This is a genomic window from Mesorhizobium sp. M1328 (assembly GCF_040318075.1).
GTDB lineage: Bacteria > Pseudomonadota > Alphaproteobacteria > Rhizobiales > Rhizobiaceae > Mesorhizobium.
Genome location: NZ_JAMYLO010000001.1, coordinates 287,104 through 301,884 on the forward strand (window position 1 = coordinate 287,104; position 14,781 = coordinate 301,884).

The window sequence follows — 14,781 nt, forward strand, 5'->3', positions numbered from 1 at the left end:
TGTCGAGGTCGCACCAATCTCGGTTCCAAAGCGCGACGTGTTCGATCGGCCTCATGCATGTCGTTATCGCAAAACCGCTGCACACTTTTGCGCGACATGCATTAGCGGGGACGCGGCGGTTTATCTCCCGCGCTAAACGCTTTAAGGGATTTTGGAGAATGGAGCCTTGCATGACGCCGAAAGCGGTTTTCTGGGATATGGACGGCACGCTGGTCGACAGCGAGCCGCTGCACGAGGCAGCGCTGATTGCGGCGCTGCACAGCGTCGGCATCGCACCGCCGGCCAACCTGCACGAGCGGGTGCTCGGCATCGCCGCATGGCCGGTCTACGAAATGCTGCGCGACGAGTTCGGCCTCGACCTGCCTTTCGACGACTGGATCGTGCGCAAATACGATCACTATCTGCCGATGGCCGAAACGCTGACGCCACGCAGCGGCGCGATCGAGATTTTCAATGAGCTGCGGGAGCTTGGCGTGCCGCAAGCGGTGGTGTCCAACTCGGACAGGCTGATCGTCGATGCCAATCTGCGCGCCGTAGGCCTCGTCTATCCCGGCATGAAGACGGTCAGCCGCAACGACGTGCGCGAAGGCAAGCCGCATGCCGAACCTTTCCTGCGCGCCGCCTGGTTGGCCGACGTCGATCCCGCCGAGGCCGTGGCGGTCGATGACAGCGTGACCGGCGCCACGGCGGGGCTGGCAGCGGGAATGAAGACGATCTTCTGGCCAGAGGTGCCCATGGAAGGGCCGCCGGGGGCGATTGTCATCAACAGCGCCGACGAATTGCGGGCCAAGCTCGGGCTTTAAGCCAGGCCCGGCGGGACTGCACTCAGTTCCGGTAGGCAGGCTCCTGCTCGTCGAGGATCGCCTTCAGTTCGGAAAGGTGGCGCTCGGCCTGGCCGGGATAGTCTTCCTGTTCCCGTGCCGCCTTTTCGGCGATCTCATCCGACAGAACCCGCAGCGTCCGGCCTGTCCACAGCGCCTTGATATAGGTTTCGGCGGCGCGCTCGAAATAGAACATGCGGTTGAAGGTGTCGGCGACGCTGTCACCGATGACCAGCACGCCATGGTTGCCCATCACCATGACCTTGACCTTCGGGTCCACAAGAAGCTGCGAGCAGCGCTCGCCCTCTTCCTCGAAGGCCAGCCCGCCATAATGAGCGTCGACGACATGGCGGTTGAAGAAGATTGCCGAGTTCTGGTCGACCGGCGGCAGCGTCGAGTCGGCAAGCGAGGCAAGCACGGTGGCGTGGATCGAGTGGACATGCATGACGCAGCGCGCATGACGCACGTTGCGATGGATGGCACCATGCAGCCCCCACGCCGTCGGATCGGGCGCATTCGGGCCGACCAGCGTGTCGGGATCATTGGCGTCGATCAGAAGCAGATCGCTCGCCTTGATGCGCGAGAAATGCACCTGGTTAGGGTTCATCAGGAATTGCGAGCCATCGTCGTTGACCGCCAGCGAAAAATGGTTGGCCACCGCCTCGTGCATGTTAAGCCGCGCCGTCCAGCGGAAGGCGCAAGCCAGATCGACGCGCTCCTCATAGAACGGCAGGTTGGTCAGCACTTCCTTCTGCAGGCGCGTGATGCTCATCGTAGACCTCCGTGAATGGAGCGAGCATGCCGCGCGGCTGGAACACGCGCAACCGGTTTCGTTTGGTGCAGGCGAGCGCCGTTATGCCGCCGTGCTGGTGGCCGCGCCGACCCTGAGCCCGCCATGCTCGACGATGAAGTCTATCACCTCCTGCAGTCCCTTGCCGCGCGACAGGTCGGTGAAGCCGAACGGCCGTTTGCCGCGCATGCGGGCAGCGTCGCGTTCCATGATGTCGAGATTGACGTTCACATAGGGCGCAAGGTCGCTCTTGTTGATGACCAGGAAATCGGACCGGGTGATCGCCGGCCCGCCCTTGCGCGGAATCTCCTCGCCCTGGCAAACCGAGATGACATAGAGCGTCAGGTCGGCAAGGTCCGGCGAGAAGGTGGCGGCGAGGTTGTCGCCGCCCGATTCTATGAAGACGATGTCGAGATCCGGGAATTTTTTGGTCATCTCGGCGATCGCCTGCAGATTGATCGAGGCGTCCTCGCGGATGGCGGTGTGCGGACAGCCGCCGGTCTCGACGCCGACGATGCGATCCTCGGGCAGCGCCTGCAGCCGGGCCAGCATCATGGCGTCTTCCTTGGTGTAGATGTCGTTGGTGACGACGGCGATCGAGAACTCGTCACGCAGCGCCTTGCAGAGCTTTTCGGTGAGCGTCGTCTTGCCCGAGCCGACGGGACCGCCAATGCCGATGCGAAGAGGACCGTTGGGCGATATCATGCGGGGAACTCCGTGAAGGCAAGAATGGCGAAGGCAAGCCCGATCAGCAGGCACAGCGGCGAATAGTAACGCAGATCGAGCCGCGCGAAAGGCTGTTCGGGCGTCAGCCGGCGCCACCAGGACGTGAAGCCGGCAATGCCGCGCGCCAGGAAAACCAGGGCGATAAGCAGTGACGTGGCGGCAAGCCCAGCCTTGGGAAACGGCGTGGCAAAGATGCCCTCGAGCGCCATCGGCCACAGTGTCGCCAGGCCGAGACATGCGGCGACGGCGAAGCTGGCGAAGGGTGCCGGCATTTCGTCGACGCCATGAAAGCCGATGACGGCGCGGGCGCAGGAGGCAGCGTCCCTGCCCGGCCAGATGCCGCCAATGCCCCAATAGACATGCAGTGCGGTGATCAGCAGCAGGACCGAGGAGAGCGCGGAGGCTAGGACGATCATGAGCGGAACAGCCGCGAATACTGGGTCTCGTGCTTCATCGCCGTGATGTCGGAGATAAAAGCGCAGCCGCCGAGATCGTCGAGGGTCGAGTCGGAAGCGCGGGCTGCAGTCGCCAAGGCCAGCGGCTCGAAGCCGGCGAGCAGCGCGGTCGCTCCGGTCTGGCCAACGACACCAAGCCGGATCGCGGCCTGGACGAGGTTGGAAAAGAAGGCCTGCAGGAAGCCGGCCAGCGCATCCCGCAGCATAATTCCGTGGCCGCCGGCGACGGCACCGACGGCGACGCAATAGGCACATTCGGCCGGCAGGCGGTCCAGCACCTGGCACGGCCAGGCCGAGGCCGCCTTCAGGAAGGCGGCGCCCTGCAGCATGGTTTCGGCATGACGCTCGCGCGAGCCGGCCAAGGCCTCTGCGAGTGCTGCGATTTCGGCGAGATCGCCGGCTTCGCGCGCACGGCGCCAGCTTTCGGCAAACAGCACCGCATCGTTCCAGCCCGAACCCATCTCGACCAGCGTCTCCAGCCACGCGGCGAGCTCTTTGCCGTCGGCAACCAGCCCGGCATGCACGGCTTGTTCCAGGCCATGGCTGTAGGAAAAACCGCCGACCGGAAAAGACGGCGACAGCCACGCCATCAGCCGCAACAAAGCAACGTTGGAAGGCTGGGCCACGTTGGAGGGCTGGTCAGTCATGATCATGGTCGTGCGAATGGCTGTGGGAATGCGATTCGCTGTGGCTATGGGAATGCGCTTCGGCGTGGCTGTGTGCATGCACCTCGGCATGAGCATGGCCGTGCCCGCCATGCCCGGAATAGGCACCGCGCACCGGCTTGAACGGTTCGGAAACGTCGCTCACGGTGGCGCCAAGCCCTTCCAGCATCGCCTTGATGACATGGTCGCGCAGGATGAGGATGCGCCCAGCTTCGATGGCGGCTGCGAGATGGCGGTTGCCGATGTGCCAGGCAAGCTCGGCCAGATGAACAGGGTCGCTGGCCCGGACGTCGTAGAGCGGCTCCGCCGCCGCGATGATCTCGATGTGGCGGCCATCCTCCAGCACCAGCCGGTCGCCATGGTTCAAGGTCACCGGTTCGGGCAGGTCGACCAGCACCTTGTCGCTACGGGCCGTTTCGATGGCGCGACGGCGCAGATGCCGCTCGTCATGGGCAAGCACTGCGCTGTCATACGGCGTAGTGGTTCCGGCCTTGCCGGCAGCTAGTACCGCCACAGCGCGCGGGAATTTGGTGAAGTCGGTGCGGATGTCGAGCTTCATGTAAGACTACCTTTCGCAAAAAGCCTAGACTATACCGATCAGCCGCCCCAATGGCGCTCAAACAATCGTGTCGAAGAGCCGCAGGATAAACGATATCTGATAGACGAGCGCGCCGGCGACAAAGGCGATGTGAAAGCGGCGGTCGCGCAGCAGGACCGCAATGACGCAAAGCGCTACGAAAACCGGCGTGCGGATCAGATATTCGACGCCGAAATGTGCGAAATGCGCCGGCCCTTTCAGCAGCGTATCGACCACGTCGAGCAGATAGGTCGCCGCCAGCAGGCCGAAGAACCAGGCCCGGCGCGAATAAAAGAAATCCTCATAGCTGGTGTAGTCCAGCATCGAATCCGGAAACAGCAGCGCGCAGAGCAGGAACAGCGTGACGGCGTAGAAGATGATGAACAGGTATTTGCCGAAGGTCCAATTCTCGATCTGGAACAGGCCGAACTCCCACCACCAGAAATGCACCAGCATTAAAAGCACCGACGCAACCCAGGCGAGGTGCACGGGATAGAGCCGGTATTGGCCGGGATGCTGGACGATGCGGGCGAGCCCCGACAGCAGGCGGGTGACGCCGAGGCCGATCACCATGCCCAGGACGATGCGGATATGAGGGAAAATGTCGTGGGCGTAGGGGAGTTGCTGGTCCATAGGCCTGGCGCGGCATGTTCTACGTCGGTCGTTCTAACGCCTATGGTTCAGAACAGGAAGTAGCGTTGCGCCATCGGCAGCACGGTGGCCGGCTCGCAGGTGAGCAACTCGCCGTCGGCGCGGACCTCATAGGTTTCGGGGTCGACCTCGACATGCGGCGTGGCGTCGTTGAGCACCATCGAGTGCTTGCCAATGCCGCCGCGGGTGTTCTCTACCGCCACCATCTGCTTGTCGATGCCGAGCCTGCCGCGCAGGCCGGAATCGAGCGCGGCCTTCGAAACGAAGGTCACCGACGAATTGGTCATCGCCTTGCCATAGGCGCCGAACATCGGCCGATAGTGCATCGGCTGCGGCGTCGGGATCGAGGCGTTGGGATCGCCCATCGGGGCGGCGGCGATCATGCCGCCAATCAGCACCATGTCCGGCTTGACGCCGAAGAAGGCCGGGTTCCACAGCACAAGGTCAGCGCGTTTTCCCACCGCCACCGAACCGATGTCCTTCGACAGGCCATGCGCGATGGCCGGATTGATGGTGTATTTGGCGATGTAGCGGCGGACACGGAAATTGTCGTTGTTGCCGGTCTCCTGCGGCAGCGAACCGCGCTGGCGCTTCATCTTGTCGGCGGTCTGCCAGCAGCGGATCGCCACTTCGCCGACACGACCCATGGCCTGGCTGTCCGACGAGATGATCGAGAAGGCGCCGATGTCGTGCAGAATGTCTTCGGCGGCGATGGTTTCCTTGCGGATGCGGCTCTCGGCAAAGGCGATGTCTTCGGGGATCGACGGCGACAGGTGATGACAGACCATCAGCATGTCGAGGTGTTCGGCCAGCGTGTTGACCGTGTAGGGGCGGGTCGGATTGGTCGAGGACGGAATGACGTTGGGCAGGCCGCAGACCTTGATGATATCAGGCGCGTGGCCGCCGCCGGCGCCTTCGGTGTGGAAGGCGTGAATGGTGCGGCCCTTGATCGCTGCGACCGTGTTTTCGACGAAGCCGGACTCGTTCAGCGTGTCGGTGTGGATCATCACCTGCACGTCGTAATCGTCGGCGACCGACAGGCAGCAGTCGATTGCAGCCGGCGTTGTGCCCCAGTCCTCGTGCAGCTTCAGCGAGCAGGCGCCGGCGAGCACCATCTCCTCGAGCGCGGCAGGCAGCGACGCGTTGCCCTTGCCCGACAGGCCGATATTCATCGGGAAGGCATCGAAAGACTGGATCATGCGCGCCAGATGCCACGGCCCCGGCGTGCAGGTGGTCGCCAGCGTGCCGTGGGCCGGGCCGGTGCCGCCGCCGAGCATGGTGGTGATGCCCGACATCAGCGCTTCCTCGATCTGCTGCGGGCAGATGAAGTGGATATGCGCGTCGAAGCCGCCGGCGGTCACGATCTTGCCCTCGCCGGCAATAATCTCGGTGCCCGGGCCGATGATAATGGTAACGCCGCCTTGAGTATCCGGATTGCCGGCCTTGCCGATCGCGGCGATGCGGCTGTCCCTGAGGCCGATATCGGCCTTGACGATGCCGGCGGTGGCATCGACGACCAGCGCATTGGTGATGACGGTGTCGACCGCGCCTTGCGCGCGCGAAACCTGGCTCTGGCCCATGCCGTCGCGGATGACCTTGCCGCCGCCGAATTTCACCTCCTCACCGTAAAGGGTGAGATCCTTTTCGACTTCGATGAACAGCTCGGTGTCGGCGAGCCGGACCTTGTCGCCAACGGTCGGGCCGTACATCTGGGCATAGGCGGCGCGGGTGATTTTGGCGGGCATGGATGTTCCCTGTTTGCGGATGCGGCCCTCAACGGCCAGAATGGCTACTTACTTTAACCCCAAAGTCCCCCGTGCGGGCCGCACTGACGTCTTCGCTAGTTAGTCTCGGGATCCTCTTCGGGCCACGGATCCCCGGCTCGCCGGCACATGTAGTCCATATGCATACTGCCTCAGAACGGCTCCCTCGGCAGCCGATAGCCGTCGACAGTCAAATCGAGCCCTCCACATGTGTGCTTCCACTGAAGATGGGAAAGAACATCGTGGACTGCACTACTTCGAGCGTCTTCGATCAATTGCGCAACAATTTCCCTATTCGATCCGGTGAGTGACAGGAGAAATGCCTTTCTTGTTTCCTCCTGCAAATCCAACGGCAAATCGTCGTGGTTCGTGCGTTCCGTATGCCCGTACTTTCTAATCCGATCTGCTACGACCTCGGAGCCCGAAAGCTCGACAAATTCGTCGATGAATTTCTGGTAGCGCAAACCGCCTTCCGAAAAGCTCGCGGAAATCATAGTTTTCCCCACTGCCTTCTGCTGAAACACGGCCTGCCCGCGGCCGGGCCCCACATTGCCGCCATCCTATGGTCACGCAATGACCCGCTGAGCGACACTTTCCGATCCCATTTAGCGTTTGAGGTGGCCGGGCCACCCCAAAACGACCATTTGCCAATCGATGGAAAGGAACATCCATGCGCAAAACGACCCTTCTGGCAGCCGCCGCCACGCTGGTGCTCGCAACTGCCGCCAGCGGCCAGCAACAGCCTGCGCAGCAGCCCAGTCCGGCGCCGGCGGCGCCTGCTCCTGCCGCACCCGGGGCGCAGCCGCAGGCGCCCACCATCCAGGCGATCAACGTCGTCGATATCAAGGATCTGCCGGCGGACACTCAAGCCAAGGTCAACGAGGTGATCGCCAAGCGCAGCGATGCCGACCTGCAGAAACTGCGCGGCTCGATCGACGCGACACCGCAGGTCAAATCCGCGCTCGAAGCCAAGGGGCTCACCTCGGCGCAGGTGATCGCCGCCAGCATGAGCACCAATGGCGCGCTGACGCTGATCACCAAGAAAGCGAGCTGACGAGACGAGGCGGCGGGCCGGCGCCCGGTCAGCCCGCCGCATCGCAAAGGGAACCTTCACGGGGGACGTTACGTTTCGGTCCTGTCGCCCTGACACAAGCCTCGAAAAGGACCCTGAGAACGAGCGATGGCGATCACCACCTTCTCCGACACCAGATGGCTGCATGGGATTGCCGCAACCGCGTTTCTGGCAGCCAGCATTCCGCACGCCGCGCTGAACGCGCAAAGCCTGGACAGCGCCGAGACCGTCAACCGGATCGTCGGCTCGGAGGTCGGCCAGGAAGAGACCAAGACAAATGCGGAAGCCGGCAAGGTCAGTTCGGCGATTGACCGCACGCGTGAAAACATCGCCGTCGTGCGCAAGACATCCAAGCTCGACAAGGTCGATATCGTGTTTCTTACCGACGCCGCGCGCACCGAAGGCGGCCCGCCGCCGGCGATCGAGAACAAGGTCAGGCAACATCGGGACGACATTGCCGAGCTGCGCAAGGAGATCGAGGCGAACGCATTGCTGTTCAACGCCATCGACTCGCGGCGAGTGCAGACCGAGGACGTTCTGGCGGTAGAATTCGACGATCCCGGAAAGGTCGTCATCTATGCGGCGGCCAAGCCGCCCGGCTGAGCCGAAACTGCTCGACGCCTTCGATCTCACAGCGCGCCCATGATCTTCTGCTGAAACCCGTAGACCTCGCGCTTGCCGCCGAGCGGCACCAGAGTAACGTCGCGCTCCTGCCCCGGCTCGAAGCGCATCGCGGTGCCGGCAGCGATGTCGAGGCGCATGCCGCGGGCCTTGTCGCGATCGAATCTCAGTCCCGCATTGGTCTCGAAGAAGTGGTAATGGCTGCCGACCTGGATCGGCCGGTCGCCGCTGTTGGCTACCTTCAAGGTGACCGTCGGCAGTCCCTTGTTCAGCTCGATCTCGCCGCTTGCCGTGATGATTTCGCCAGGGATCATTGATTGCCTTCCGTTTCACGGTCGCCGGATCAGGCGGCCTTGCGGGGGCCGCAGCCTTCGGCCTTCAGCACACGTCTGGTGGAGGCCGGATATTTCTTCAGCAGCGCTGCCGGACGGATCGGGCGGGCCGAGAAGTTGCCGCCGCAATTCGGGCAGGCGCCGCCGAGCACGTTTTGTGCGCAGTCGGCGCAAAAGGTGCATTCGAAGGTGCAGATCACCGCATCCGTCGCATCGGGCGGCAGATCCTTGTCGCAGCACTCGCAGTTGGGACGCAGCTCAAGCATTTTCCTCTCCTTGGCGGTGTTATCTGATCGGCTCGTGCACGGTCACCAGTTTGGTGCCGTCTGGAAACGTCGCCTCGACCTGCACGTCGTGGATCATTTCGGCAATGCCTTCCATCACCTGGGCCCGCGTGACGACATGGGCACCGGCCTCCATCAGCTCGGCGACCGCGCGGCCGTCGCGGGCCCCCTCAACGACGAAATCGGTGATCAGCGCGATCGCTTCCGGATGATTGAGCTTGACGCCGCGTTCGAGCCGCTTGCGGGCCACGATCGCCGCCATGGCGATCAGCAGCTTGTCTTTCTCCCTCGGCGTCAGATTCATGCTTTTTCCTGCAGTGGCACGATCGAAATCAGAGTGACCATAATTTGGGCAGGCCTGCCCGTCCGTTGAGCGATTCGACAAGCGGCACCAGCCGCTTGCGGAGCTGGTAGCCGTCCTCGGCGAACAGCCTCGCAAGAAGCTTGCCAGATTTCCGCACGCTCCAGAAACTGACGCCGCCCTGGCCGCCGACTATGCCCCGGGCCGGCTCGAGCAAAGCCTCTGCCCGCGGCGACACCATCAGCAGCGTCGCCACGGCGACGGCACCGCCGGCAACTGCCGTGCGGTTCAAGGTGGCCGCAATGTCGGGCCCGATGCGGAACTCCTCGGCATGGACCAGCTTCCCGTCCTGGCGGACACGCCAGCGGTCGTGGAAATGGCCTTGCGCTGCCCGTTCACCCATGGCCAGACGGCCGAAGACGGTAGCCTCCAGGATCAGCGCCTCGGCTCCGGCGGCAAGCTCCACGTCAAGTGTGCGGGCAAAGGCCGAGCGGTCGAAGACGATGGTTTCCTGCGGCAGCCAGGCAATATGGCCATCTTCGCCGACGGTCAGCTGCACCCGCACTTCGGCGCGGTCGGATGCGGCGCGGTAGATTTTCTCGCAGGCCTGCGTCGTTATGGTTGCGGCGGCGCCGGCACCGACATCGACCTCCCAGGCGAGACGGTCGCCACCGGTCAGCCCGCCGGCAGTGTTGATCAGGACGGCTTCGAGCGGATCGGCCGAGACCGCCGGCATGCGGATCTTGGCAGAGCCGTCCTGGTACAGCCGCCGAAGACGCGTGCGGCCTCCGTTCCAGTCGCAGCCAAGCCGCGCGACGCCGGCAACACGCTGGGCCGGCACTGGGGTCAAGCTATATGCGATCGTATCCACGACACCAACGTTAAGCACTGCGGCGGCTTTGTCGATATATAGCTTGTTGCTTGACAGCGTTTCGGTTTCTATAGAGGGAGCCACCTTGGTACGGTCACCGGCGCCCGGCGGGGGTAAAAGGCGACGATGACGACGTAATCGAGGACAAAAGGGGCGCTGATCAGTTGGCGTCGGGAAACGACAGAGTTGGGGAAGAAACCGAATGGCTGACCAGCTGGCAAACGATATCATCGCCAAGATCAAGGCTCATGCCGAGCCGGGCGGCGAGGAAATCACCACCAGTACCGAACTGACCGCCCTTGGCATCCATTCGCTGGAACTGACGGAAATCATCTTCGATCTCGAGGAAGAGTATGGCATCGAAATCGAGATGAACACGGTCGATGCCTGGAGCAATCTGAAGAATGTCGGCGACATGGTCGAGGCGGTTCGCGCGCTGATCGCGAAAAAAGCCTGACCGAATGCACAAGCGCATCGTCATCACGGGCATCGGCGGATTATGCGGCCTCGGCACCAATGCACCGGCAATCTGGAATGAGATGCGCGCCGGCCGTTCGGCAATCGGCGCGATCGACAATCCGCTGCTGCATGATCTGAAGGTCAAGGTCGGCTGCGAAATCAAGGCGCTTCCCGAGCACGGCATCGACCGCAAGCAGGTCGTGTCGATGGACCGCTTCAGCCTTCTGGCGACGATCGCCGCGCGGGAGGCGGCACAGCAGGCGGGATTGAACCCGCACGCGGCCAACACCTACCGGATGGGCACCATCGTCGGCGTCGGCGTCTGCGGCTGGGAGGCAATCGAAGAGAACTATCGCGCCATCCTGCTCGAAGGCAAGAACCGCGCCGGCATCTTCACCGTACCGAAAGTAATGCCGGGCGCAGCCGCCGGCCACGTCAGCATGAATCTTGGTCTGCGCGGGCCGGTGTTCGGCATCACCTCTGCCTGCTCGTCATCCAACCACGCCATTGCCTCGGCGGTCGATCAGATCAGGCTCGGCCGGGCCGATGTCATGGTCGCCGGCGGCACCGATGCGCCGCTGGTCTGGGGCATCCTCAAGGGCTGGGAGGCCCTGCGGGTACTGTCGCCGGACACCTGCCGGCCGTTTTCGGCCGACCGCCAAGGGCTCGTGCTCGGCGAAGGCGCCGGCATGGTGGTGCTGGAAACGTATGAGCATGCCATGGCGCGCGGCGCCGCCATCCTTGCCGAAATCGCCGGCGTCGGCCTTTCCGCCGACGCCTCCGACATCGTCGCGCCAACTATCGAAGGGCCTGAGGCGGCGATGCGCTTCTGCCTCGTCGATGCCGGGCTCAATCCCGAGGACGTCGACTATCTCAACGCGCATGGCACCGGCACCAAGGCCAACGACCAGATTGAGACAGCGGCGATCAAGCGTGTCTTCGGCGGCCATGCCTACAAGCTTTCTATCTCCTCGACCAAATCGATGCACGCCCACTGCCTCGGCGCATCTGGCGCGCTGGAAATGATCGCCTGCGTGATGGCGATCCGCGAAGGCATCGTGCCGCCGACGGCCAACTATCGGGAAGCCGACGCCGACTGCGATCTCGACATCACGCCGAACGTGGCGCGCGAACGCACCGTGCGCACCGCGATCAGCAACAGCTTCGCCTTCGGCGGCACCAATGCGGTGCTGGCGGTCAAGGCCGTGTGACCGCACGCCTTGCGGGCCCTTCACCGGGGCCGTGAAACTTTCCATGCGCATATTGATCGCGCCAGGCGTCGCGCCTAACTCTCTGCGACCCGCCATGACCGTGCCGCTCGGCGCGGTCCCCGACCAGGAGTTTCGATGACCGATCTGTCCGCGTTTCCGATCGCCACGCGCTGGCCGGCGAGCCACCCCGACCGCATCCAGCTTTATTCGTTTCCGACGCCGAACGGGGTGAAGATATCGATCGCGCTGGAGGAACTTGGCCTGCCGTACGAGCCGCATGCCGTCGACATCGGCAAGAACGAGAGCTGGACCCCGGAATTCCTGTCTTTGAACCCGAACGGCAAGATACCGGCGATGATCGATCCGAACGGCCCGGGCGGCAAGCCGATCGGCTTGTTCGAATCCGGCGCCATCCTGCTCTACCTCAGCGACAAGACCGGCAAGCTGGTTCCGGCAGACGCAACGCTGCGTTACGAGACGATCCAGTGGGTGTTCTTCCAGATGGCTTCGATCGGGCCGATGTTCGGCCAAGTCGGTTTCTTCCACAAATTCGCCGGGCGCGAAATCGCCGACAAGCGCCCGCTGGAACGTTATCGCGACGAGTCGCGACGGCTGATCGGCGTCCTCGAAACGAGGCTCAAGCGCCGCAGCTGGATCATGGGCGACGACTACACCATCGCCGACATTTCGATGCTTGGATGGGTGCGCAATCTGATCAGTTTTTACGAGGCACGGGAACTCGTCGGTTTCGACGACTTCCCCAGCGTGGGCGCATGGCTGGAGCGCGGCCTTGCCCGGCCGGCGGTGCAGAGGGGCCTCACCATTCCGGCCAGAGCCTGATCGAAAGCCTGACTGGACCGGCTATTTTGCCTTGGTCCGGCGTTTCGAGCTCTTGCCGACTACGGAAGCGGCAAGCGACGCCGCACCTTTGGCGGTCGCAAGCACGGCACCAGCGGCGACGTTGGCCGTCGTTTTGACGGTGCGCATTGCGCTGCCTGCGATCGATGCGCTGCTGCTTGCCGGCTTTTTAGGGCTGGCGGCTTTGGGAGCTGCGGCCTTGCTCGCAGCAGGCATCACCTTTTTCGGCGCTGCCTTGCCAAAGCTGGGCTTTGCCGCATCCTTGGAACGCGTCGCCGCTGCCGGGCCGGCGCTGGTTTTCGCTCGGGTTGCTTTTGATCGTGTTGCCCTGCCCTTGGCGGGCGCAGGCTTTCTTGCCATGGTTTCCATCGAACTGTTCCCTCATGCGGCACGATTGCCGTGTCCGGGATAACGGCCTGAAAGTGTTAAGGTTCCGGCCGAACAGTCCTTACAGATCAGGCCTGCTCACCGACCACCAGGTCGGCGGGCCGCCGACGGGCAAGCACGCGATCGATGTTCGGCATGTCGTTGGAAACGATCCAGGCGCGCGCGTCCTCGTCGGACCGGCCGTGCTCGTGCCATCGCTCCAGCAGCCGGCGCTCGAGCTCGGCGCGCGGCACATCGACAAAGATCGAGAAGTCGAACAGCGGCGCCAGCCGCGTCCATGGCTCTTCGTCGAGCAGCAGATAATTGCCTTCAACCAGGATGAATTTGGTCTCGGCGGCGATGATCGCAGCGGCGGCGCGCGACAGCTCCATGCTGCGGTCGAAGACCGGGATGGCGATATCCGGCTCGCCGGCGCGGATGCGCTTCAGCAGCGTTTCGAAGCCGGCAAAATCAAAGGTTTCCGGGGCACCTTTTCGCGCGCGAAGGCCGCGCCGCTCGAGCACGACATCGTCGTAATGGAAGCCGTCCATCGGCACGACTTCCGCCGTGCCTTCCGGCAGCAAGTCGTGCAACCCTGCCGACAATGTCGATTTGCCGGCGCCGGGCGGACCGGCAATGGCAACGACGAAGCGCGGCGCCCTGCCGGCGCGCTTGAAAATGGCAGCAGCGATATGGGCGATCTCGGACATTGGCCCCCTTACGTTGGTTCTGGCGCATTTTGGCGGCAGTTTTCGGAAATTTCAAACGCCGGATTGTGCCAGGCCTTCAATCGGGCCTGGATTGGCCGATCCGCAGGAAATCGCTGTCGAAGCCGATGTCGCGCACCGCATCATCGGCGGCCAGGATGCGCATGCGGCCCGGCGAGGTCGTGACGTCGCGCGGCGGCTCGCCGGATGGCCATGGCAGTGCGCCGATGACATGGCGGAACGAAAAGCTGCGCCCTTCAGAAAGGGCAAAGGCGGTCGCCACGCCTTCGCGCTTCAGCCAATTGTCGCCGAGCGATGCGGCGTGGCCGACGGCGGTGCGGCCGTCCTCGATGCCGAGCACGCCGCGATGGCGGCCACTCCATGGCGCATAATCGCGCCCGCCATTGCTGACCCACAGCATGGTGACCGGCAATTCGGCCGGGTTCTTCAGCACCAGCACGAGATCGGCTTCCGCCTGGCGCGCCAGCGCCGTCCAGCCCGGCCCGCCATGATCGGCCTCGACCAGCGTGACGAAATCCTCACGCTCCTGGTCCATGCGATAGGTGGTCAGGTCGATCGTGCCGCCATCGGCGGCGGGAAAGCGCGTCAGGTCGGCGCTGCGCGCCGGGTAGGCGAGCAAAGAGCGGCCGCGGGCCGGATCGGGCTCAGGCGCCTCGTTCGGCGTTGCGGCAAAGCGCTTCGCCGAGAACGCCAGCTTGCCGCCGGCCTTCATCACCGTCATCGGGTGGTGGGCGACGGGAATGGCGCCGGCGCCGCCGGAAAAGACGTGCTCCTGATAGAGAAGGGGATGATCGTTGCGCAAGGTCAGGATCTTGTCGACGGTTGCGCCCATGACCGGGCGCTGCAGACGGAAGACGGCGCGCCAGCCATCGGCCGTTGCTGCGCTATCGACGACGTCCCAGCGACTATTGGCCGGCCAGCCATGCAAAGGTGCCGCTTCGACGTCGCTGGTCGAGAACGGCGCGCACAGGAAATCGCCCGACAGGTGGACCGTCCCTTCAGGCAGGTCTTTCGGCAGCGTCTCGCGCGGCTCGCCGACCCAGGGTGCGCGATGCAGCGGCTTCAGCCGACGGCCATCGATCTCAATCGCCATGTCGGCGAGATGGCCGACGGCCAGATCGACCGATACCGAAATGCCCTTTGCCCTGATCGTGACCGTATCCATGTGCACCTACCGATTCTCCCGGCCCGATACTGGCGGCCCGATTCTGCCGGCGCCAGCAAAGCCCA

Annotated in this window: 22 protein-coding genes; 7 read left to right on the forward strand and 15 right to left on the reverse strand. The window is 63.8% G+C overall.

Annotation, left to right across the window (positions count from 1 at the left end):
• Window positions 1–170 precede the first annotated feature (170 nt).
• A complete protein-coding gene (locus NKH23_RS01405; protein WP_352911882.1) occupies window positions 171–803 on the forward strand; it encodes an HAD family hydrolase in 633 nt (210 codons plus the stop codon).
• Between the two features lie 22 nt (window positions 804–825).
• On the opposite strand, the gene NKH23_RS01410 is transcribed toward NKH23_RS01405, so the two are convergent.
• The 8 genes from NKH23_RS01410 to NKH23_RS01445 all read right to left on the reverse strand — a co-directional run bounded on the left by NKH23_RS01410 (window position 826) and on the right by NKH23_RS01445 (window position 6,942).
• Window positions 826–1,593 carry a class II aldolase and adducin N-terminal domain-containing protein gene (locus NKH23_RS01410; protein ID WP_352911885.1) on the reverse strand — a complete coding sequence of 256 codons (768 nt, stop codon included), beginning with the start codon at window positions 1,591–1,593 and terminating at the stop codon, window positions 826–828.
• Between the two features lie 81 nt (window positions 1,594–1,674).
• The gene (gene ureG, locus NKH23_RS01415) at window positions 1,675–2,316 is read right to left on the reverse strand and encodes an urease accessory protein UreG (RefSeq protein ID WP_352911888.1); all 642 of its coding nucleotides are present in this window, start codon (window positions 2,314–2,316) and stop codon (window positions 1,675–1,677) included.
• Window positions 2,313–2,753 carry a DUF3995 domain-containing protein gene (locus tag NKH23_RS01420; protein WP_352911891.1) on the reverse strand — a complete coding sequence of 147 codons (441 nt, stop codon included), beginning with the start codon at window positions 2,751–2,753 and terminating at the stop codon, window positions 2,313–2,315. Before NKH23_RS01420 ends, ureG begins: the two co-directional genes overlap by 4 nt.
• Window positions 2,750–3,445: an urease accessory protein UreF gene (locus tag NKH23_RS01425; RefSeq protein WP_502908305.1), complete on the reverse strand. Its 696-nt coding sequence runs from the start codon at window positions 3,443–3,445 to the stop codon at window positions 2,750–2,752. Before NKH23_RS01425 ends, NKH23_RS01420 begins: the two co-directional genes overlap by 4 nt.
• Window positions 3,432–4,016 (reverse strand): urease accessory protein UreE, encoded by a 585-nt coding sequence (locus NKH23_RS01430; RefSeq protein ID WP_352977120.1) that lies wholly within the window; start codon window positions 4,014–4,016, stop codon window positions 3,432–3,434. Before NKH23_RS01430 ends, NKH23_RS01425 begins: the two co-directional genes overlap by 14 nt.
• Before the next feature lie 57 nt (window positions 4,017–4,073).
• Window positions 4,074–4,667: a hypothetical protein gene (locus NKH23_RS01435; protein WP_352467774.1), complete on the reverse strand. Its 594-nt coding sequence runs from the start codon at window positions 4,665–4,667 to the stop codon at window positions 4,074–4,076.
• 47 nt (window positions 4,668–4,714) lie between these two features.
• A complete protein-coding gene (gene ureC / locus NKH23_RS01440) occupies window positions 4,715–6,430 on the reverse strand; it encodes an urease subunit alpha (RefSeq protein ID WP_353034157.1) in 1,716 nt (571 codons plus the stop codon).
• 170 nt (window positions 6,431–6,600) lie between these two features.
• On the reverse strand, window positions 6,601–6,942 hold the full coding sequence (locus NKH23_RS01445) for a DUF6547 family protein (RefSeq protein WP_352911902.1): 342 nt from the start codon (window positions 6,940–6,942) through the stop codon (window positions 6,601–6,603).
• Window positions 6,943–7,118: 176 nt separating this feature from the next.
• On the opposite strand from NKH23_RS01445, the gene NKH23_RS01450 reads away from it, so the two are divergent.
• Together NKH23_RS01450 and NKH23_RS01455 are read left to right on the forward strand one after the other, a co-directional pair.
• A complete protein-coding gene (locus NKH23_RS01450) occupies window positions 7,119–7,502 on the forward strand; it encodes a hypothetical protein (protein WP_352911905.1) in 384 nt (127 codons plus the stop codon).
• A gap of 126 nt (window positions 7,503–7,628) precedes the next feature.
• Complete coding sequence (locus tag NKH23_RS01455; protein ID WP_023722544.1) at window positions 7,629–8,123, forward strand: hypothetical protein; 495 nt, start codon at window positions 7,629–7,631, stop codon at window positions 8,121–8,123.
• Between the two features lie 26 nt (window positions 8,124–8,149).
• On the opposite strand, the gene NKH23_RS01460 is transcribed toward NKH23_RS01455, so the two are convergent.
• Genes NKH23_RS01460 through NKH23_RS01475 form a run of 4 tightly spaced genes read right to left on the reverse strand, consistent with a single transcriptional unit; the run spans window position 8,150 to window position 9,929 of the window.
• Complete coding sequence (locus NKH23_RS01460; RefSeq protein ID WP_352911909.1) at window positions 8,150–8,455, reverse strand: urease subunit beta; 306 nt, start codon at window positions 8,453–8,455, stop codon at window positions 8,150–8,152.
• 29 nt (window positions 8,456–8,484) lie between these two features.
• Window positions 8,485–8,739 carry a DUF1272 domain-containing protein gene (locus NKH23_RS01465; RefSeq protein ID WP_352911913.1) on the reverse strand — a complete coding sequence of 85 codons (255 nt, stop codon included), beginning with the start codon at window positions 8,737–8,739 and terminating at the stop codon, window positions 8,485–8,487.
• A 19-nt stretch (window positions 8,740–8,758) separates the two neighbouring features.
• Window positions 8,759–9,061 carry an urease subunit gamma gene (locus NKH23_RS01470; protein ID WP_023677011.1) on the reverse strand — a complete coding sequence of 101 codons (303 nt, stop codon included), beginning with the start codon at window positions 9,059–9,061 and terminating at the stop codon, window positions 8,759–8,761.
• 28 nt (window positions 9,062–9,089) lie between these two features.
• Window positions 9,090–9,929, reverse strand: a complete 840-nt coding sequence (locus NKH23_RS01475; protein WP_352911915.1) for an urease accessory protein UreD — start codon at window positions 9,927–9,929, stop codon at window positions 9,090–9,092.
• 202 nt (window positions 9,930–10,131) lie between these two features.
• Here NKH23_RS01475 and NKH23_RS01480 point away from each other — a divergent pair, with 202 nt between their 5' ends.
• From NKH23_RS01480 to NKH23_RS01490, 3 genes are all read left to right on the forward strand, one after another.
• Complete coding sequence (locus tag NKH23_RS01480; protein ID WP_023677013.1) at window positions 10,132–10,386, forward strand: acyl carrier protein; 255 nt, start codon at window positions 10,132–10,134, stop codon at window positions 10,384–10,386.
• 4 nt (window positions 10,387–10,390) lie between these two features.
• The gene (locus tag NKH23_RS01485; protein WP_352467770.1) at window positions 10,391–11,599 is read left to right on the forward strand and encodes a beta-ketoacyl-[acyl-carrier-protein] synthase family protein; all 1,209 of its coding nucleotides are present in this window, start codon (window positions 10,391–10,393) and stop codon (window positions 11,597–11,599) included.
• 135 nt (window positions 11,600–11,734) lie between these two features.
• The gene (locus tag NKH23_RS01490; protein WP_352911918.1) at window positions 11,735–12,439 is read left to right on the forward strand and encodes a glutathione S-transferase family protein; all 705 of its coding nucleotides are present in this window, start codon (window positions 11,735–11,737) and stop codon (window positions 12,437–12,439) included.
• A 21-nt stretch (window positions 12,440–12,460) separates the two neighbouring features.
• Here NKH23_RS01490 and NKH23_RS01495 read toward each other — a convergent pair whose 3' ends face one another.
• Window positions 12,461–12,586, reverse strand: coding sequence for a hypothetical protein (locus tag NKH23_RS01495; protein WP_352911920.1), 126 nt, complete (start codon window positions 12,584–12,586; stop codon window positions 12,461–12,463).
• Between NKH23_RS01495 and NKH23_RS01500 the strand changes: the two genes are divergently transcribed.
• The gene (locus tag NKH23_RS01500; protein WP_352911923.1) at window positions 12,579–12,869 is read left to right on the forward strand and encodes a hypothetical protein; all 291 of its coding nucleotides are present in this window, start codon (window positions 12,579–12,581) and stop codon (window positions 12,867–12,869) included. The genes NKH23_RS01495 and NKH23_RS01500 overlap by 8 nt on opposite strands.
• Before the next feature lie 43 nt (window positions 12,870–12,912).
• On the opposite strand, the gene NKH23_RS01505 is transcribed toward NKH23_RS01500, so the two are convergent.
• Together NKH23_RS01505 and NKH23_RS01510 are read right to left on the reverse strand one after the other, a co-directional pair.
• On the reverse strand, window positions 12,913–13,533 hold the full coding sequence (locus NKH23_RS01505; protein ID WP_352911926.1) for a nucleoside triphosphate hydrolase: 621 nt from the start codon (window positions 13,531–13,533) through the stop codon (window positions 12,913–12,915).
• A gap of 76 nt (window positions 13,534–13,609) precedes the next feature.
• Complete coding sequence (locus NKH23_RS01510; protein WP_353034160.1) at window positions 13,610–14,716, reverse strand: hypothetical protein; 1,107 nt, start codon at window positions 14,714–14,716, stop codon at window positions 13,610–13,612.
• Window positions 14,717–14,781: the final 65 nt, after the last annotated feature.